General features: G+C 45.1%; 16 protein-coding genes. 2 read left to right on the top strand and 14 right to left on the bottom strand.

The genetic code is table 11. The annotated features are described in order from the left end of the window. Positions 1-149: 149 nt before the first annotated feature. From trpC to MAS10914_RS30530, 11 genes are all read right to left on the bottom strand, one after another. Positions 150-1049: an indole-3-glycerol phosphate synthase TrpC gene (gene trpC / locus MAS10914_RS0119345; protein WP_269635091.1), complete on the bottom strand. Its 900-nt coding sequence runs from the start codon at positions 1047-1049 to the stop codon at positions 150-152. A gap of 26 nt (positions 1050-1075) precedes the next feature. After that, positions 1076-3277, bottom strand: coding sequence for an anthranilate synthase (locus MAS10914_RS0119340; protein WP_017317604.1), 2202 nt, complete (start codon positions 3275-3277; stop codon positions 1076-1078). A 965-nt stretch (positions 3278-4242) separates the two neighbouring features. Next, entirely contained in the window at positions 4243-5613 is a 1371-nt protein-coding gene (locus MAS10914_RS0119335; protein ID WP_017317603.1) for an alkaline phosphatase family protein, read from the bottom strand. 76 nt (positions 5614-5689) lie between these two features. Then, positions 5690-6943: a metabolite traffic protein EboE gene (eboE, locus tag MAS10914_RS0119330; protein ID WP_033366203.1), complete on the bottom strand. Its 1254-nt coding sequence runs from the start codon at positions 6941-6943 to the stop codon at positions 5690-5692. A gap of 168 nt (positions 6944-7111) precedes the next feature. Next, positions 7112-8353 carry a 3-dehydroquinate synthase gene (locus MAS10914_RS0119325; protein WP_017317601.1) on the bottom strand — a complete coding sequence of 414 codons (1242 nt, stop codon included), beginning with the start codon at positions 8351-8353 and terminating at the stop codon, positions 7112-7114. Next, complete coding sequence (locus MAS10914_RS0119320; protein WP_026082674.1) at positions 8347-8991, bottom strand: DsbA family oxidoreductase; 645 nt, start codon at positions 8989-8991, stop codon at positions 8347-8349. The genes MAS10914_RS0119325 and MAS10914_RS0119320 overlap by 7 nt, the downstream gene beginning before the upstream one ends. Beyond that, positions 8936-10021 carry a bifunctional chorismate mutase/prephenate dehydrogenase gene (tyrA, locus tag MAS10914_RS30535; RefSeq protein ID WP_017317599.1) on the bottom strand — a complete coding sequence of 362 codons (1086 nt, stop codon included), beginning with the start codon at positions 10019-10021 and terminating at the stop codon, positions 8936-8938. Before tyrA ends, MAS10914_RS0119320 begins: the two co-directional genes overlap by 56 nt. 184 nt (positions 10022-10205) lie before the next feature. Then, on the bottom strand, positions 10206-11501 hold the full coding sequence (locus MAS10914_RS0119310; protein WP_017317598.1) for a glycosyltransferase family 4 protein: 1296 nt from the start codon (positions 11499-11501) through the stop codon (positions 10206-10208). Between the two features lie 156 nt (positions 11502-11657). Further along, positions 11658-12566: a UbiA-like protein EboC gene (gene eboC / locus MAS10914_RS0119305; RefSeq protein WP_017317597.1), complete on the bottom strand. Its 909-nt coding sequence runs from the start codon at positions 12564-12566 to the stop codon at positions 11658-11660. 165 nt (positions 12567-12731) lie between these two features. Further along, positions 12732-13643, bottom strand: a complete 912-nt coding sequence (locus MAS10914_RS0119300) for a TatD family hydrolase (RefSeq protein ID WP_156818193.1) — start codon at positions 13641-13643, stop codon at positions 12732-12734. 58 nt (positions 13644-13701) lie between these two features. Then, complete coding sequence (locus MAS10914_RS30530) at positions 13702-14598, bottom strand: EboA family metabolite traffic protein (protein ID WP_017317595.1); 897 nt, start codon at positions 14596-14598, stop codon at positions 13702-13704. 139 nt (positions 14599-14737) lie between these two features. Here MAS10914_RS30530 and MAS10914_RS0119290 point away from each other — a divergent pair, with 139 nt between their 5' ends. Continuing rightward, positions 14738-15034, top strand: a complete 297-nt coding sequence (locus tag MAS10914_RS0119290) for a transposase (RefSeq protein WP_017314682.1) — start codon at positions 14738-14740, stop codon at positions 15032-15034. Further along, the gene (locus MAS10914_RS0119285) at positions 15031-15576 is read left to right on the top strand and encodes a transposase (protein WP_026082314.1); all 546 of its coding nucleotides are present in this window, start codon (positions 15031-15033) and stop codon (positions 15574-15576) included. Before MAS10914_RS0119290 ends, MAS10914_RS0119285 begins: the two co-directional genes overlap by 4 nt. Positions 15577-15708: 132 nt before the next feature. Here the strand turns inward: MAS10914_RS0119285 and scyF are convergent, their stop codons facing one another. The 3 genes from scyF to MAS10914_RS0119270 all read right to left on the bottom strand — a co-directional run bounded on the left by scyF (position 15709) and on the right by MAS10914_RS0119270 (position 19699). Continuing rightward, complete coding sequence (scyF, locus tag MAS10914_RS0119280; protein WP_017317594.1) at positions 15709-16872, bottom strand: scytonemin biosynthesis PEP-CTERM protein ScyF; 1164 nt, start codon at positions 16870-16872, stop codon at positions 15709-15711. 172 nt (positions 16873-17044) lie between these two features. Next, positions 17045-18346, bottom strand: coding sequence for a ScyD/ScyE family protein (locus MAS10914_RS0119275; protein WP_026082673.1), 1302 nt, complete (start codon positions 18344-18346; stop codon positions 17045-17047). Positions 18347-18556: 210 nt separating this feature from the next. Continuing rightward, positions 18557-19699, bottom strand: a complete 1143-nt coding sequence (locus tag MAS10914_RS0119270; protein ID WP_017317591.1) for a ScyD/ScyE family protein — start codon at positions 19697-19699, stop codon at positions 18557-18559. Positions 19700-19745 lie beyond the last annotated feature (46 nt).

Here is a 19745-nt window from a genome sequence, read left to right as displayed (position 1 = left end):
AACAACTATCAACTATCGACTAACTACTATAGGAATCCGGTTTGATTTGTGAAATTACTCGTCGAGACAGGGAACGCTTAACAGAGAACAGAAAGTGTACTGAGTTTTTTGCAAAATTCAAATAGGACTGCTATATCTACTATCTGCTATTAGGAGTTGAGCAAACTACGCACAGCCTGCTCTAAATCGGCTTGTTTCACTAATGATTCTCCTACCAGAACAGCACGGACTCCCGCTTGAGCAACAAGTGATAAATCCGCAGGGGTATACAAACCAGATTCACTCACGGTGGTTATGCCAAAGCTTTGCAACTTCAAGCGTCGCTGTTCTAAAAGTTGCTGGGTGGTTGCGAGATCGACTGTAAAATCTTCTAGATTGCGATTGTTGATTCCCACTAAGTGCAGGTCATCAAGTTTTAGCACCCGATCCAGTTCAGCTAAGGTATGAACTTCTACCAAAGCTTTCATTCCTAAAGTGTGAATGACTCGCAAAAAGTCTTGGAGTTCTTCGTCTGAAAGGATGGCAGCAATCAGCAGGACAGCATCTGCGCCTGCTAAACGTGCATAATAAATTTGGTAGATGTCGATAACAAACTCTTTACACAGGAGTGGGAGTGCGACTTGCTGCCTAATAAGACGTAGGTTGTCAAAACTGCCTTGAAAGAACTTAGAGTCAGTCAGAACAGATAGACAAGCTGCGCCACCTTGCTCGTATGCTTGGGCGATCGCCACGGGGTCGAAGTCAGCCCGAATGATTCCACGACTCGGGGATGCTTTCTTGACCTCTGCAATTAAACTTGGTTGATGAGCGTTTTGTTTTAAAGCTGTCAGGAAATCTCGTACCGCCGGGGCTGCTGGGATCTGCTGTTGTAAAGTCGCTAGTGGTAGTTCCTGCCGCATTTGTGCGACTTCTTGCTTCTTGTACCACACAATCTCTTCGAGAATGTGGCTTGGACGAACATTATTAGTAGCAACTGAGTTTTTCATGTGCTGCTTAGGAAATGAGGGAGATGAGGAGTGGAGGCTGTGGAGTACTAGGGGAAGAGAAATAATAACTCTTGACCCCTGACCCTTGACTATTGACTCTTGAGCAATGACTCTTGAGTTTGGGTGTATGCACCTACTACGTTTTTAATGATTGCCAGACCAAGTTCTCCCGCTAGAGTCATGATAGATTCTGGATGAAACTGCACAGCGGCTATAGGAAGTGTTTGATGCTCAATTGCCATAATGACATCGTCATCTGAAATTGCTGCTACCTTCAGTTGTGCTGGCAATTTTTGCGGTAAGGCAAACAAGGAATGGTATCTACCTACAGAAAATGATTCTGGTAAACCTTTGAAGAGAACAGAGTTTGAATCTGTCACACAAATCGCTGAAGATTTACCGTGTTGAGGATAGTTGAGAACTCCTAGTTCTCCGCCAAACGCTTCAACAATGCTTTGAAGTCCCAGACAAACTCCAAAAAGCGGAATTTGCCGATGCACACAAGCCCGCACGGTTTCTGGAACGCGGAAATCACTGGGCTTACCAGGACCAGGAGATAGAACAACTAGGTCTGGACGTTCTGCGTCAAACAGCGATTCCGAGAAACCATGACGTAGTGTTGTGACTGTAGCGCCAGTTTGGCGGATGTAATTTGCGAGTGTGTGAACAAATGAGTCTTCGTAGTCAATCAGTAAGACGCGCTTACCAGGTTGGACACTTGGAATGGAGGCGCTCAATTTTGTTGGGCTGGAGTTTTCAGGTTTTATCTTGTGCTTCGCGCGGCGAATTGTCTCAAATAAAGCCGCTGCTTTAGTCATTGTTTCTTGTTCTTCCGCTGAGGGCAAGGAGTCATAGAGAATGGTAGCGCCAACTCTTACCTCGGCGATTGAGTCCTGTAGCCGAATTGTCCGTAAAATCAATCCGGTGTTAAAATCACCATTGAAGCTTAAGTAACCAACGGCTCCACCATACCAGCGTCGGGCGCTACGTTCGTAGTTTTCGATAAATTGCATTGCTGACCGTTTAGGTGCGCCCGTCACTGTGACTGCCCAAGTATGGCTCAGAAACGCATCCAAAGCATCAAACTCGGGTCGCAGTAATCCCTCGACATGATCCACTGTATGGATCAAGTGGCTGTACAATTCTATTTGGCGACGACCAATCACTTGTACTGATCCAGGTTCGCAGATCCGCGATTTGTCATTGCGATCCACGTCAGTACACATGGTCAGCTCTGCTTCTTCTTTACCAGAGTTGAGCAGTTGACGAATCTGCTCGGCGTCATCTAGAGCATCTTGTCCTCGGCTAATCGTCCCACTGATTGGGCATGTCTCTACGCGCCTACCTTCAACTCGCACAAACATTTCTGGAGATGCGCCAATGAGATACTCTCCACCTAGATTAAATATAAACCCATAAGGACTAGGATTAATTTGTTGTAATGTTTGGAATAATTTGCTGGGTGGCTCTTCGCAGGATTCAAAGAAGCTTTGAGAAGGAACGACTTCAAATAAGTCACCCCGACGGAAGTAATCTAGTGCGACTTCTACTTGGTTTGCATACTCCCCTGGCTCATGGTCAGAAGCTTGAGTCGGAATATGGCGCTCTCCCTGATAATTAACTGACTCACCTGTTCGTGGAAGATTTTTGGTGCTGCCATGCGCTGTTTCAAAATCATACTGTAGACGATAGGCGCGTTGCAAGTAGTAGTCAACAACTATCAGTTCATCAGGTAGGTACAGTACCAAATCCCGCTGATCTGTCGGACGTTCCAGACGCCTAGGAATTGGCTCAAACTGGAATACGAGGTCATATCCAAATGCTCCATACAGTCCTAAATGCTCATCTTCATGGCTGGAGAAAGCATGGAGAATATCGCGGATTACTGTAAACGCTGAAGGTTGTTTACTTCGCTCCTCTTCTGCAAACAGTTGCACCTCTGGCTTGACAAAACCAAGGATACAATCTTTATCTAACTTAACTTCTTGAAGTTGAGAATGCTCAGACAATCGCTTAAAAAGTACTGATAGAAGCACTTTGCCTCTGTTGTTGAGCGCTTTTAGCGTAAAAGCTTTCTCGCGTGTTGTTAGTTCCAGTGGTGGATTTACAAATCCTATAGCCCATCTTTTGTATCTTCCTGGATATTCATAGCTACTCTTAAGCAAACCTCCGCGCTGAGAGTCCAGGTAAAACAAAATCTCATCCAGGGCTGTGTCCATCTGTACTTCGCTAGTGGAGCGAGATACACCTATGCCGCCAACAGTTGTGTATGAGTGAGAATCAACAATCATGGGCAATTTCTCTGAAGTGGTCATTAGTCATCAAGCTTTAATTATTAGTCAAAGTTTTGGCTAATAATTAATGAGTTTTGTGTATCTATCAATGTCAATAACAAATTCTACTACAACAATAATACTGCAAAGAGTTGAGAGCAAAAAGTAGCATATTGTTGTAGTTATCTATCTTGAATAAGAACCTTATTGTTGGTACGAAACGAGATGGGAAAGCTGTTTTGATACCATTTTGCATTCAAACTGGTAACAAAGTTTAGACTGTCAACTTTTGAATGGTAACAGTCTATTGTCAACAGTCAAAACTTTAAGCAAGATTTTATGTTTGAATGCTTATGGGTATGAGTTTAGCCTACTAAATGTTAAGGATTGATACATGAACAATTTTTTGATAGATGTGTCATTTTTTTTGCTTTTACTTTTCTAACTAAGTACGATTCCAGGTAAGCTCTGAGGAGAGTTTACTGCTTCTACCGTGGGTTAGAAAATTCTTTCTCTCTTCAGTAGTAAATCTGTTAACCGTTTCTTTTTAAGAATTTTTACTTAAAAAGAAGTACTAAATAAGACATTCATAGGAATTACGCATTGACAAAAGTTCCATTATATAAATCGATTTATGCCTGTTTGCTGAACGGAAGTTAAGCTTGGAGAGCTAACCTTCGTGTCTTCTTTATAGGTGTCAGCAAAATCAATTTATGCACTTAGGGGATAGAAATAGGAAAAAATAGCAGCAGATCGCTTATAGATTCGAGGTCTGGGGCTTATACACACAACAGCCTATTTGTAAAGTGCGTAAGTCCTGATTTACTTTCGATAAGTTCAACAGCCTGGGAATAAATTAAGCCTCTCATAGCGCAAGTCTTCTCTGGAGGACTACAAACTATTAGTAACGCACCGCTTAAAAATGGTGCGTCACCCTACGTTAACGCACCTTAAGCATTAAGCCTTCTGTTTGTCCATCATCTTTAATGAAGATGTCGGAGGATTAAGTGGCAAACATCTGTCGCTGCAATTGACTCAGACTCAAGCAAGTGAGTTTGGCGAGTCATAAACAATGGTCTATAGGCAGGAGGAGCAGTGACGCAACCGTGAGAACCACGCACTAAGGTAGCATCCAAGGGAATGACATCCATTAAGTAACGAAACCCTAGCTGTTTTTTCAGCAGTTTTAAACCAATTTTGAACTTAGGAAGTTTAATATGGGGACCAACAAATAATTCTACAGGATCATAACCAGGCTTGCGATGAATATCAACTGTTCTAGCAAAATCAGGAGCACGATTATCATCAAGCCAGTAGTAGTATGTAAACCAAGCATCTGGATTGGCGATCGCCACTAACTCCCCTGACCTTGAGTGATCCAAACCGTAAGTTGGCTTTTCATCTTCGCCTAAAACTTGAGCAACGCCCTTGGTGTCTTCTAAGAGCGATCGCATTTTGGGTATATAAAACGGATCATTGACATAAACATGAGCAATTTGATGGTCAGCGACAGCAAATGCTTTACTGGCTCCAGGGTCAAGTAGTTCTCGTCCCAGTTCTTCGCGCACAGCTAGCAAGCCATTTTCCCGCAGCACCCGATTGAGGTGGATGGGTTGGGAGACAGGTGTGATACCGTATTCTGACAAAACAATGACTTGAGCGCCCCGATTTTCGTAGTACTGAATCAAATCGCCACAAACGGCATCAATTTCTTGTAAATCCTTCGTCACGCGGTTATCGTTAGGACTAAACTTTTGCAAGCAGTAGTCCAAATGCGGTAGATAAATGAGTGTTAGCGTTGGGTTGCAGCGTTCTTCTATCCATTTGGCTGAGGAGGCGATCCATTGGGTAGAAGCAATGGATGTGTTGGGACCCCAGAAATTGAAGAGGGGAAACTGACCTAGTTCAGCTTGGAGTGGGGTTCGCCATTCTTGTGGCTGTGTGTAAATATCAGGAATTTTTCTCCCATCAGCGGGATACATTGGTCGGGGAGTCACTGCATAGTCCACCGACGAGTACATGTTGTACCACCAGAACAAATTGGCGCAGGTAAAGGATGGGTCTAGCGAACGTGCCATGTCCCACACTTTGGGAGCCTGAACGAGTTTGTTAGACTGTCGCCAAAATTTCACTTCGCACTCGTCGCGAAAGTACCAACCATTGGCGACAATGCCATGTTCATTGGGCAACTTCCCTGTAAGATAAGTTGCTTGAGCTGTGCAGGTAACAGCAGGTAACACGGGTGCAATTGGGACGGCTTTCCCAGTAGCCGCCCAACGTGACAGCAACGGTGTATGCTCCCCCAAGAGGCTGGGTGACAATCCTACAACGTTGAGAACAACGGTTTTATTCATAGTTTGATGTGAATAAATTTATTTGGAATCGCAGATGTAGGCGTAAGCCTACATCTGTGATTTCATGACTAATGACCTAACAGCTTATCAACTGCACAGGGCGGCTATTCGCTAACATTTTTGATAACACCCACTCATACTCACGTTGGATTGACGCTAGTAAATCTAGTTTCATCTCTTGAGGTAGCACTTCCCAGGTATAAGTTTCAATTTCCAGGTGGTTGCAGCCAGGGTTTTTTTGTAGCAAGTCTAACACAGAAGAAATGCCGTCTTGGGTAGACTCAAACAGCTGGTAATCGCGGATAAAAATCGGGACGTGGAAGTGAATCCGCCATTGAGACGCTTTGGTATGCTCCAAATCTGGTAGAGCTTGTTCCAAATCTGTATAATGATGCAGCCGTCCGTTGCTATCTCGTGCTATAACTTGGTGTAAATACGTAGATTCAGCAAAAGGAAGCAACCGCTGTTTCACTTGGCGACGCTGTTCAATATCCGTGGGTATGTTGACCTGCAACGCTGCACTGATTTGAATCTTCCCAACTTGAATTCCTGCCGCTTGAAATTGCTTGAAAACCGAGACAGGGTTTTCATATTCCACAGCAAAATGGCAAGTATCGTAACAAACGCGTACGTGCTCTAGTAAAAGAGCCTCAGCTGCTTCTTGAGAAATCCCCAGATGCTTTGCTAGATATTCTCCACCAATAGGGAGTAGATGGGTCTGGAAATAATCAACGACTTCAGCAGCATTTTCTATTAATCCATCTGGTTCTGGTTCCAAATCTATGTGCAGTACTTTTCCTGTTTCGGCTTTAATGCGTGCCATTTGGGCTACGACCTGCGCTATGTTGAGGCTGGCGCTGGTTGTTAAGGATGCTAGGAAAAGTTGATTGCCCTTGAACCAGGGCTTATATGACAACGGCAGTGTGGAAATGCTGCCCTCCATGTCAGATGGCAAGAGTTGTGCCAGGATGTTGACTAATCGTAGAGTATAGTCCAACCGCTCCTGCTTTGACCAATCTGGGGTGTAAACTTGGTCTTTCACGACCTGCCAATGAAATCCACCAAAAGGAAAACCATTTAAGGTAAACACGTATAGGTCTTGTTCGCTCAACCATGACTGAAACTCAGCCAAGGCATTTCCTTGCAGCAATTCCCTGGTTGCGACATCTGCCAAACGCAGTCCAATACCAAAAGATTTCTCTGAGGCTAGCCGTGCTTTAAGTGCAGGAATGTATTGCTTTAAGTTGGCAAAGACTTTGCTCCACTCTTCACCAGGATGAATATTCGTACAATAGGTAAGGTGAAAGTTGTGATTTGTTCCTATTTTCATGAGTTCCGCCTTGTTGCCTTTCACTCTTGTTGTTAGAAAAACCTGCTAAGAGGTTTGGAACCACAGATGAAGACAGATGACACAGATAATTTATCGGTGTGCATCTGTGTAGCCTACGGCACGGCTTACGCCTACATCTGTGGTTAAATTAAAAAAATCTCAGCCGCCTCACATGACACATTCCCAACCTGTGGCTGGTAACGAAGAATCGTAAAACTCGCTCAATAACCAAATAGCTTGCCGCAATAAAGACATATCTACCTCGTGAACCTCGACACCTTTTCCTATGCGTTGCAATAGCGTTAGGGTCAATTCTCCACCTAGGTGTTCTCGAAACTCACTCAGTCCTCGGAACAAGCAGCGGGGATGTTCCAGTTGTGTCATTTGTTCAGACAGTTCTGGTACATACAACACAAAGCCTAGTGACAACAGTGTATTTAAGATGCGCCGCCACTCTAAACGAGAAAGCAGTCCTACCAAATAGGAATAGGTTGTATCCAAAGCAATGCCGATCGCCACTGCTTCTCCATGACGTAATCTATAGTTTGTCAGCTGTTCTAGTTTATGCGCTGCCCAATGACCAAAATCCAATGGACGAGATGAACCTTTTTCAAAGGGGTCGCCTTTTGTTGCAATGTGTTCCATGTGCAACTGGGCACAACGGTAGACAACATTTTGCATGGAGTTCAAGTCTCGACAGACAAGTGCATGGGCGTAAGTACGGATATACTCAAAGAATTCAGCATCCTTGATGAGTGCCACTTTAACTGCTTCTGCAATTCCAGAACGCCAGTCACGGTCATCTAGGGAACTCAAGAAGGTAAAGTCATTCAAAACTGCATAAGGCGGGGCGAAGGTTCCAAGAAAATTCTTTTTGCCAAAGGCATTAATTCCATTCTTGACCCCGACACCAGAATCATTTTGTGCTAACACTGTGGTTGGAATGCGAATCAGACGAATTCCCCGATGCGCTGTTGCTGCTGCATATCCAACTAAGTCCAACATAGCACCACCACCAATTCCTAATATGTAGGAGTGGCGGCAAATGCCCACTTCATCGATGATTTGATGAATTTTCGAGAGTTCATTTGGATCGTTTTTGGCGGCTTCTCCTCCCGCCACGATGATTGGATCACAAGCAAGTTTGAGAGTGTCTGCATAGCGATCGCAATAAGCAGTTATTTGCTTGAGCAGCGTACGTCGAGACTCTAATAAACCTGAATCTACGACTGCTAAGACTTTTTTTGGTCCAGCTTCCCCATCGGCGGCGATCACTTGTGACAGCAGGGGATTTTTTAGATCAAACACACCCGTGGTAAAATGTACCCCGTAGTGGAAGGTAACGGAGAAACTTTGCTGGATAGGTTGCAGATGATTAAATGTAGCCTTTTGCCTGATGTCTACTACCATATTTTTGCGGAGATTTCTATAAGCGAGGCACGATTTAGAGCTTGAAGGAACATCTCTGTTGAGTGAGAACCGTCAACCCTAACTTTGTTGTTGAGAATGTAGAAAGGCACGCTCGTGATGCCATTAAATCGAGCAAATGTTGATTCAGCTAGAACCGCATCAAGTGCAGCATTGCCGCTCAATTGCAGTCTTAATTCAGTAGAATCCATACCAGCCTCTGTGCCTAGAGCAACAATAACGTCGAGGTCACCGAGGTTCAAACCGTCTTCAAAGTAAGCTTTGTAAACTGCATGCACAACATCGTTTTTGATGTTGTCTGGTGCTAGGGCAATCAAGCGGTGGGAAAGGGTACTATTGACAGCCAAACGAACTTTGTCGAAATTTAATTTGACTCCAGAGGCGTGAGCGACACCTTGCACGTAGTCAAATAGCTGCAAGAGTGCTTGCGGTTCTATGCCTTTTCTCTGCTGCATATATGAGCGAAATTCGTAACCAGCAGGAGGAATAGAGTTGTCTAGGAGAAATGGATGCCACCGAATTTTGACTGTCTCTTGAGATTGTGCCAAGGCATCAAAAAGATGCTTATGACCGATTCGGCACCACGGGCATACAGTATCGTGAAAGATGTCGATCAGCATGATTTTCGTGACTCAGCTTGGAAGAACTGGTGCTTTCCTCGCCAAAAAAGCTTTGAGCAGTTTCAAATTCCTGGATTAATGCAGCTCGCTCACCCCGTGCTACTAACTTTGCCAAGCGGTTGTAAGTGTCGGCTAATGTAGCAATGGCATGGCATCTGTCTTGTGTAGCCAGCATGATGTCCACACATAATTGTGGGCTTTGAGCAAATAAACGCTTAATGATGTCTATTTCTTGGCGGTAGCTTGGGCTTGACATGGACAAACTGCGCTCTATGTCAATTCCTTCTTGCGCTAAGAAAACACCGACGCTAAATCTGGAGAAGTGCCTCGTTGCCTGAATAATCACCATCATGTAGTCGTGTTCTTCAGGTGTAGAGACAATGACTTCCCCACCGTTAGTTTTGATAAAATCTAATAGCCACTCAAATGAATCGTCGTTCCGACCTGGACAAGCCACCACTTTGTATCCGGCAAAGGAATTGACATTCGGACCAAACATAGGATGCAATCCCATGACCGGACCTGGATGGTATTCGAGCATTGCCTGAACTGGCTCTGTTTTGATACTTGTGATGTCACAAACTGCTGTTGTTGGTGCAAGGTATTGAGCCGCACGCTTGATAACATCTACCGTCCACTTAATTGGAACACAGACCATCACGAGTTCTGCTGAACTTAGCAGCTGATCTGCATATTCCCAATCTTCGTTTTCGAGTATACTCACGTTGTGACCAGCCGCTGTCAATTGCTGGGTGAAAAATCTACCCATTCTGCCACGTCCACCTATGATGGTAATATTTCGAGGTGTGACTTTTTTTGTGGGTGAAGATGAAGCAACAGTGGAAAGAGCAGCATGACAACTGCTGACTAGATTTGCCCAAATTGATTCAGGAACACCAGCAGAGGCAAGTAGGGGCGCTACATAGGTAAGTTGTTCGTCTATAGTTGGAAGTTCTGATGAAAGGGACAGGCGATCGCGCAGCAGCTCGATCAGGCTTTGGTCTGTTTGCTTGAGCTTTTCTGGGATCATAGATTTTTCTATGGAAATGAGGAGATGAAGAGAATAACAAAGACGCGCAGATGCGGAGAATGACTGATAACTAATAATTTAGTACAGCTTTGCATGAATTCGTGGCGTTTTCATTTGTAGTAAGTGCTGACTACGAACGATATGCATCATCTTCATTTCGTTACCAACTTTTGCAATCCTGTACTTAAATATCAATAATTGATTCGCTAGATGTTAATTTTGGTAGCATCCTTAAAGAAGGTGATTCGGATCTTGTTGCAATAACTTCAGCGAATAGGGCTTCATACTCTGCTAAGGCTTGCTTGAACGAATAGCGCTCAATAGCAAATTTTCTTCCTTCTTGACCTAGCTTGGCAACTTGTGCTGGGTTAGCATATAAATCTTTGATGGCAGTGACGAGCGCTTGGGGTGATTCTGGTGCAACAACGATGCCTCCTCCACTCTTTCGCACAGCCCGCGCCGCTGTACCAGAGGCAGGAACTGAGGCGACAATGGGACGACCACTAGCTAACAGCAGTGGGATTTTGGAAGGCATATTGAAGGAAATGACATTGCTTTTTTGCACCACCAAACCCACATCTGCCGCTGCCAGCATTTCGGGTAGTTTTTCTCGTGATACCAAAGGGAGAAGCAACACGTTAGAAGCCCCGCATTTTTGGCAATATTCCTGTAATCTTTGCAGTGCTTTTTCTTCCCCGGCAATGACAAAGACAATTTGTGGGATATGGCACAGGCTTGCTGCGGCTTCAATGACGGTTTCTAGTCCTTGCGTCAAGGCAATATTGCCAGAGTAAAGGACAACGAATTTGCTTTCTAGTTGATGGGCAATGCGAAATGGGTTACTCTCTTTTGGCAGGGGGCGGATAAAATTAACGTTTACCCAATTGGGGATGCAAACAATTTTTTGCGTTGGAACTCCCTTATTAATTAAATTTTCAACAAAGCCATCGGCAATAACGCTAATTGTGTGTGTACTTCGGTATGCAAATTGCTCAATTGCTTCCAAAGCGCGGATCATCCATTTGTTTCTGATTAGCCCAACGCGCACACCTGCTTCTGGCAATATATCTTGTACATTCAGTACCACTGGACAGTTATATAGCCAACCTAGTAATGTTGCTGGTAGGGTGACTAGTAGTGGTGGTACTGTGAGGAGAATCACATCAGGTCGCCAACCGTTGAGTGCTTGTGGCAAGCTTGTGAAGACAAAGCTTAACTCCAATAAAAGCCTATCTATAAGATTAGGTTTGGATTTAATTCGCAGGTAACTACGCTGGATGGTAACGCCATTTTTTTGTTCTGTAACGTACCACTTGCCCCGATACTCTTCGTAAATCTCCCGCTGGGGGTAGTTGGGCATTCCCGTAATCACTCGCACTTGGTGACCTTGCTTTACCAGTCCTTCTGCCAGTTCAGTCATTAAAGGAGCAATGCCAATTGGCTCTGGATGATAGTTGTAGGAATAAATAAGAATCCGCATTATCCGTTTCTTTGTTACGTGAAGTCTGGTCGAAAGTGGTAGCTCTGTCGTTTTCGCACAAGATGCACGGTGACTCGCGGCGGGAGGCAAAGCAGAGTAGCTTATATCCAGCGTACTCGCTATTGTTAAGTATCGGTTATAATTTTACCGTGTGCTTCAAGTAACAGCAAAAATTTGTGACAATGCCATTGAAATTGGTAACAGGCTTAAAACCAGTAATCCGTATGGCAAGCTAGCAAAACCAGCAGCAATGGTCGCATCTAAAACAATGAGTGACAGGACTCCTGCGCGCACAGCTATGCGGATTTTTTCTGGAGTTGGTTCGCCTAGAGCTTTGAGAAAAGGCAGTAACACCCGCGCAGCTAGCAACACAACGAAGGGCAATGCCAAAAACAGGTGATAACTTTTCAACAAACCTAACCCTAGTAGTCCAGCAAGAACTATGCCAATCAGCAGTAGCGCAGTAATACCAGTGCTACCATGACCTCCATGGACTTCACCTCGGCTGAGAGTTGTAATAGCAGCAATGTAAACAATGGGAATCAGAGCTAAAAACCAATAATTTGATACCATTGGTGATATTGCGCTGACGCCGAGCAATAAGTTGCCGCCGCGACAAACGCCCATATTGAGCGGACCAAAAATAGGGTGATGTTTGCTGTAAGCATCGTAGAGGATGGCAGCAGCAGCAATACCACAAGCGAGAGTGGCACTCAACCAGGTAACTTGAGAGGCTGCCAGTATACCAGTACTCAAAAGCAAACTTCCCAGAATAGATGCTCCCATACGGGAAGCACGACCACTGGGAATAGGTCGCTCCGGTCTTTCTACAGCATCTAATTCTGCATCAAATACATCATTAAAAATGATACCACCGCCGTATAAACCCGTGCTTGCAATAAGTAACCATGCAAGCGGTATCAGATTAGAAGTAGATGGAGAGACAGCACACCCTGAAGCAGCGAACCCAGCTAGAACATCTGCCCACGCAGTGACGATGTTAGCAGGTCGTATTAACTGGAGATATGCCCAAAGGGGACGGGAACTTAGAGTTGCGGTGTTCATGGCGAGGAGTGGTCGGTAGTTAGTGGTGAACCAGTACTGCGGGAGGGTTTCCCTCCCGCAGTACTGGTGTAAGCGCAAAGCGTGCCGCAGGCATACCCATAGGGTTAGTAGTTAGTGGTGAGTGGTCAGTAAAACAACTAACTACTACCAACTAACAATTAACACTTACTCAATGAGTGCGTATTCGCGGGTGGGAGACTCTACGACGGGTTGTTGTCCCCGAAGTACGGAGTTACCGTTAAATAGCTGTCGCTGGTCAATGGGGGTTGGGTTGAGCCAGTCTGACTCTTGCATTTGACCGCTCTGACTGTAAGCAGCAAGTGCATTCTCATAACAGACGGCTCGGATATGAGCTTCGGGAATTCCCCGTTCTAGCATCAGTTGTGCCGTTTTAGGGACAGCCAGTGGATCGCTCACTCCCCAGTCAGCACTGCTGTCTACGATGATGCGATCGCATCCATAATGGCGGACAACTTCAACCATGCGAGCATTGCCCATTTTGGTATTGGGGTAAATTGTAAATGCTGCCCAAAAGCCTCGATCCAAAACTTCCTGCACAGTCTCCTCGTTGTTGTGATCCATAATGACTTTTGATGGATCTAACCCATGCTCAATACAAACATCCATGCTGCGACTAGTGCCTGCTTTTTTGTTGCGATGGGGTGTGTGAATTAACACCAGCATATCTAGTTCTTTTGCAAGTTCTAACTGTAGATGGAAGTATTTGTCTTCTGCCTCTGTCATGTCGTCGTAGCCAATTTCACCAATAGCAACGACGCCTTCTTTGCAAGCATACAAAGGCAAAAGTTCCATAACTTGCTCTGCTAATGGTTCGTTATTGGCTTCTTTTGAGTTCAAGCCAATTGTGCAATAATGGCGGATACCAAACTGAGCGGCTCGAAACCGTTCCCATCCCACTAAGCTGCTAAAGTAATCTTGGAATGAGCCTATATTAGTGCGGGGTTGTCCTAACCAGAAGGCAGGCTCAATCACAGCCACGATACCAGACTTCTGCATCATCTGATAATCGTCGGTTGTGCGAGAACTCATGTGAATGTGAGGATCTATGTACATCATGCGACTGGTATTATTACTTATAGAATTGGTAATGTAGTTGTAGTAAGCGCTGAAGCGCTTATGACGAAATAGTTAAGCTGTTCCAAGTGAGATGCCCTGCTTCAATTTGGGCTTGTAAATTTGGATAACGGGCAAGGAGTTGTTGAGCATCTGGTAAAGGACACTCAGCAGTGGCGATCGCCGCTGCTGCTTGTTGGACTGGATCGGGGTCTTGTATTGCTTGCTCCAAATCCGCTAACATCGCATTGTTGGCAAATCGCCCCACCAGTCGCCAAAGTTCGGGAGAGACTGTACGTTTGGCTGCCCAACGTTCGTGAGCATAGTCAACCAGCATTTTGGCTAACTCTGGGTTAGCACGCTCCTCAAGCCCCTGAATGAGGTATAAAGGGCTGCCCACAAAGAGGGCTTTCAATACTATCTGGTTCCAAGCAAGCTCGCTCAGATACTCTGCTGGGTAGGCATTTCGCAAAGCCACAGCGTTAAAGACTGCTGTCATATTGCTGCGAACTCCCTCAGCCGCACGGGTACGGAATTTTTCTGGGTAAGGCAGAAGCGGCAAAGCTTGGTAGAGCGCTATTAATTCTCCGACATCAGCGGCTGTAAAAACTCGCTCTAGCGTCCGGACGTATTTCTCTTGATTGTCCTGAGGTAGAACCAGTACCAGTAAGGTGCGAGCCGCTTGATCTACGCTCCAATGACTGGGAACCCAACCAATCCTGACTTCTGAAGCTGCTTTTAGCTCTTCTTTTGTCAGTTGTAAATCTTCTTTGCCTGTATAACGAGGCACAGCGCTAAAAGCACTGAATAACACTTGCGTATTGACACCGCTTTTGATCTGCTCTATCTTCTCATCTAGCCAGGTAAGACGTTCGCTAGAAATGCGTTGTGTCAGCCAATGATGCAGTAAGTCAACAGCGCTAACTGTTGTTTTTTCCAAATAATTAATAGAAACCATTACCTGTAAGATTATTAATTCTCGTTTTTTCTATCAGAAATTGCCTGCTTTAGGCTTTATATAGAACCCATTTGAGATCTTTGAGGTGAAGAAGTAAAATCGGCACAAACAGTAGAATAGAATCAGGTCAGGGCGAAAAATGGGATATTCAAGCGACGTGACAGACTTGGAATGGGAAATTATCGAGCCGTTATTGCCGACCAAGAAGAAAACAAGACCTCCTGTGTGGACAAAGAGGCAAATATTGAACGGGATATTTTATCAACTTAAGAATGGTTGCAACTGGGCAGACTTACCCAGAGATTTGCCGCCCTATTCTACTGTGTTCTGGCATTACAAGCAGTGGTGTGAAGATGGCATCCTGGACTCAATTATGGCTAATTTACATCAGGGAGTGCGTGAACAAGTAAAAAAAAACCACACTGGACAACCCTGATCCTGATTGATTCACAAGCGGTCAAAAATACTTGTAATGCCAGTGTTGAGTCGAAAGGGTTTTGTTTTTACAAAGCAACCAACGGGATTAAAAGACATCTAGCAGTGGATATATTGGGTTTCCCTTTCTTCACTCACTGCACCACCGCCAACGTATCTGATGACCAGGGGTTGATTGAAATGCTCTCACAAAATATCGATTATTTCCAATCTAAACCACTGGAATTGCCCAAAACAACTATCTTGGTAGATCATGGCTATCATCCTGAAAAAATTATCCCGGCCTTAGAGCAAATTTATCCCCAGATCATGACCAAAATCCAATTTGAACTCTCTGCCAAGCCATCAAAAGCTGAAAAGCAAGCCAAAGGACAATCCGGATTTGTTCCGGTGGCTGCTAGATGGGTGATAGAGAGATCCAATGCTTGGGTAGAGCGATGTAAAAGTTTAGTCAAAAACTTTGACCGCACACTCGCTCGTGCCAATGCCAAGCTCAAACTTTGTTTTATCCGATTGATGCTCAAACGATTAGCTGCTAGCTAGCAAAAAGATCTCAAATGGGTTCTATAAAGTGGAAGTTCTAGGAATACGTTTCCAGACCGTAGCCTGGAAACGAGGCTGAACAAGGTTGAGGAAGTGCAAAATTATGAGTGTCTAAACAGTTGCTTTTTTCAGCTAACCCTTTAAACTGATGGCTGACTTTTGCTGTCGGGTTTTCCGCAATTGAGTGGCAACAACTCCAAATCCCAGTAACCCTAAACCAAACACTGGTGCTGGTTCAGGCACTTTGGTTGCGCCATCCCTGACGACGTTTAACACTTGAACACGACCTTGGAAGAAATCGCCCACATAGAGCTTGTCATCGTCGTAGTGTAGACCAGCGGTCCAGTTGAACGTGCCTGGTGTGAGGTCGAGGGGGTCGCCATAGGGAGACGTTCCATCTGAGGCGGGAGGTGCTGCATTGGCAGCTGTGCCATATTCAGTGATGAAGTTACCGTTTTTATCGAATACCTGAACGCGGCTGTTTTGAGAATCAGCTACGTAGATGTTCTCATATTCGTCCACTTCTAAACCGATTGGCTCTCTAAACTGCCCAGCTTCCGAGCCACGAGTCCCAAAGGAATATAGAGCGTTACCTTGAGGATCGAAAACTTGAACGCGGTAGTTGTACTGATCTGCCACATAGATATTCCCAGTATTTGGGGATACAGTTATGCCAGCAGGTCCTTGTAACTGTCCGAGTTCGGAGCCAGAGCTACCAATGGTTCTCACTAGCTCACCGTTCTTGCCATCATAAACTTTGATGACGTCAGAGCTAAAATCAGTTGCATACACATTGCCATCCTTACCGAATGACAAACCCCCAGGTCCAAAGAATGACCTACCCTCTACAGGACCACCAAATGAACCATAGGATCTGATATAGTTGCCCTGGGAATCGTAGACATCGATTTCGCTGTTGTAAACATCACCGACGTGCAGCTCACCAGTTACGGGGTCGAACTTGAGGTCTGCTGGCTCGTCGAATCCCTGTCCCGGTTCGCTGTTAGTGCCGCCAATTCCTCCAAGATATTCGCCTTGGGGACTGTATATCTCAACGCGGTCAATACCACGACCGTTACTGACATAGATATTCCCCGTTGAGTCCTGTACCCCAATACCTTGAGGAACAGCAAGTGTTCCATTCGTACCTGGAAACTCGCCTTCGGCTAGGTTAGCTGGTCTACCAATATCGCCCTCGTATTCTAGGGTGAGAGATGCCTTGGCTTGAGCCGCTACTGCCAGAACTACAAATCCGGCAGTCACTAAGGCAGTTGAGAAATTTTTTACTAATCCCATAGTGAATATTCGGTGTTATGAGTTATACTCTTACCTAGGTTTATGTCATTTCCAGACCCAGTCTGGGAACCTCGAAATTCAACTGCTGCCTTTTTGAAAAACAAGTTTTTATCTAAGGCAGCAGCCTATTTCTTAGGCTTTGCTGGGCATAACCTAAGAAATAAACAAGGAATTAGAGAGTTTCTACCTTAGCTAGCAACTGTTGTTGGCGCTTGCGCTTCATGGCTTTTGCCCCTACAGCACTAGCCATTATTAAGCCAATAACAGAAGCGGGTTCAGGAACTTTTGTTGCGCCACCAGACTCGAGATCAAGCTTGAGGATTTGTCCTTCTCCTGCAAGTCTGGATCGGTTGGAAATATATAAATTACCATCAGGACCGAAAGTCAATTCAGAAGCTGCCTCTAGTCCATCACCACTCCAGATAGTTTCGCGAGTTCCATCTGTGGCTATTTTGATGACAGAACCGCTGATATCACCGATGATATTACCGCCCTGTTCAATACCCTTCCACTCTGACTGATTCATGTGTTGTAAGACATACAAATTGCCCTCAGAGTCGTATGCCGCGCCAGTCAGTTGTGTAAAGCCATCAGCGACGACTTCCATTTCCAATGTATCCGGATCAACACTAAAAATACGTGCTGTACCTTCTTCATAAGGAAAAGCAGTGTATTCGACTACTGTTAAACTACCATCAGGAGCAACTGTGATATCTGTGGGGACTGATTGCACTGTTGGAGCAAAACCAGTAGATCCTTCTACTCCTGGTGGATATTCGGCATCTGAGGATAAGGTTCCCTGCGGGAATGCGGCTACATTCTGAATACCGCTGCCATCAAGTCCCACAGTATATATCGAATTTCCACCGCCATCAATGACGTAAGCAGTATCACCTACAATCGTCATTGTGTAGGGGTTGTTAATCACATCAGATCCATCGGGGTTGTTTTGGGCTTCGTAGGCTGCAAAATCGGCAATACTTGTCAGTGAGCCAGTATTTAAGTCTACTTTGTATAATTGTCCGAGATCTGGAGTTCCTAAAACGGTATCGCGGTTATTCGGATCGCCAGCAAGACCAGTCAAAAGATAAGCATTGCCACTAGAATCAAATTTGATGTCCGCAGGACCGGCAGCTTGTTCCCCAGAGGGCGTTAATGCTAAAGATGTGAGATCCGTGATGACACTTTCTTGCGTACCGTCCGTAGTAATTTTAGTAACAGCACCAGTACTACCAGAGCATAAAGGTATATATTGTGCGCTGGGTGATGGTATGCAGTTTACTCCGCCGTTTCCGTCGCCACCTTTGCCGCTTTCTGCCACATAAATAGTGCCGTCAGAATCAAAGGCAATACCCCGTGGATTATCAAGACCGTCAGCAACTACCGACATGGTTGCAGCTTTTGCAGCTTCCGTTCCACAAGTAGCGGTAACACAAAGGGTGAAAAGTGTAAGAGCAAATGACTTGAATTTCATAGTTAATTTAGATCGAGTGTTGGTAGTTTGTGGAATGTTGTATGTACGGTATTGGAGATAACGAGTCCCAGAGACTGGGATGTGGAAATCAAGCATGCACCGCGATAGTCCCTCCTAGTTGAGAGGAACTGGCATTGCTCGCGCTTGAAACTTGTTACCCAAGTGGCAGGAGTCTTGCTCTTGTGTTGGGCAGAAGCTTTTATCTGTTGGTCATGACTCCATAGCAGGTTCAGACACAGACCTTGGATTCTCAATTCTGATGACTTGCCCTTTTCCTGGCATACCGCTTTGGTTGATCACATAGAAAGCGCCATCAGGACCAATAGTTATGGCAGTAGGTGCTTCTAGTCCACGACCACTGAGGATAGTTGTGTGAGTCCCATCAGGAGCTATTTCGATCAGGCTGCCATCTAGTTTCCCTTTCCAGCCTGACTGATTAGCGTACTGCAAAGCGTACAAATTGCCCTGAGTATCGAAAGTTAAGTCAATCAGTTGCGTAAAGCCGTCAGCGTAGACTGTTAGTTGACCATCAGCATCAACTCGGTAGATTTTTGCTCCACCTTCGGGAAACGGAAAACCAGTAAATTGGCTGACATAATAAGCACCATCCAGACCTTTAGCGATGCCTGTAGGTACTGATTGAATAACCAATTGCGATGGTGTCGCATCACGATAGGCACTGGGAGGTGGTACGTGTCCCCGGTCAAAATTTTGCGAGTTAGAACCTGGAAAGATTGGATGCGTCAATGTCTGACTAGGAAGGACAGCGATCGCCTTCAAATGACTTCCATCATTGCCCACACTCAGCAGGTCGTTCGCACCTGAATCAACGATGATAATCTTGCCTTCATCTATCAAGAAAGCCAAGGGATTACTAACGACATCGCCTTCATCGGGATTATGAGCAAGTTCATACTTAGCTATATCGGCAACACTACTCCACGAATTTGTATTGAAATCGGGAGTAATAATTTTTCCAAGGTCAGTGTTACCTAATGTAGTATCCCTTAAGGCTGGATTAGCTGCATATCCAATTAAAACATAAGGTTTGCCTGTAGTATCAAATTTTAGATCATGAGGACCGGCAGCTCCAGTACCATCTGGAAATGCTAAGGAAGGGAGTCCTGTCAGTATACGTTTGACCGTACCATTCTCTATCTTTGTTATGGCACCAGTTGTGCCGTAACGTAAGGAACCTTGACCACTAGGTGATGGAACACAAGCCCCACTTCCCCCCGTTCCTGCCTCTGTAATATAGAGACTACCGTCAGGACCAAAGCTCAAACCTTTCGGATTATCCAGACCGTCGGCAAGTACCACAAACGATGTAATAGTAAGTTGCTTCAGTTTCATGCTTTGTCCTTTGGTCTTAGTCATTAGTCATTGGTAAGACCAAATG

It is taken from the genome of Mastigocladopsis repens PCC 10914, from assembly GCF_000315565.1.
Lineage (GTDB): Bacteria > Cyanobacteriota > Cyanobacteriia > Cyanobacteriales > Nostocaceae > Mastigocladopsis > Mastigocladopsis repens.
The sequence above is the reverse complement of the archived record's forward strand: the minus strand, read 5'-3'. Positions and strand labels throughout refer to the sequence as shown.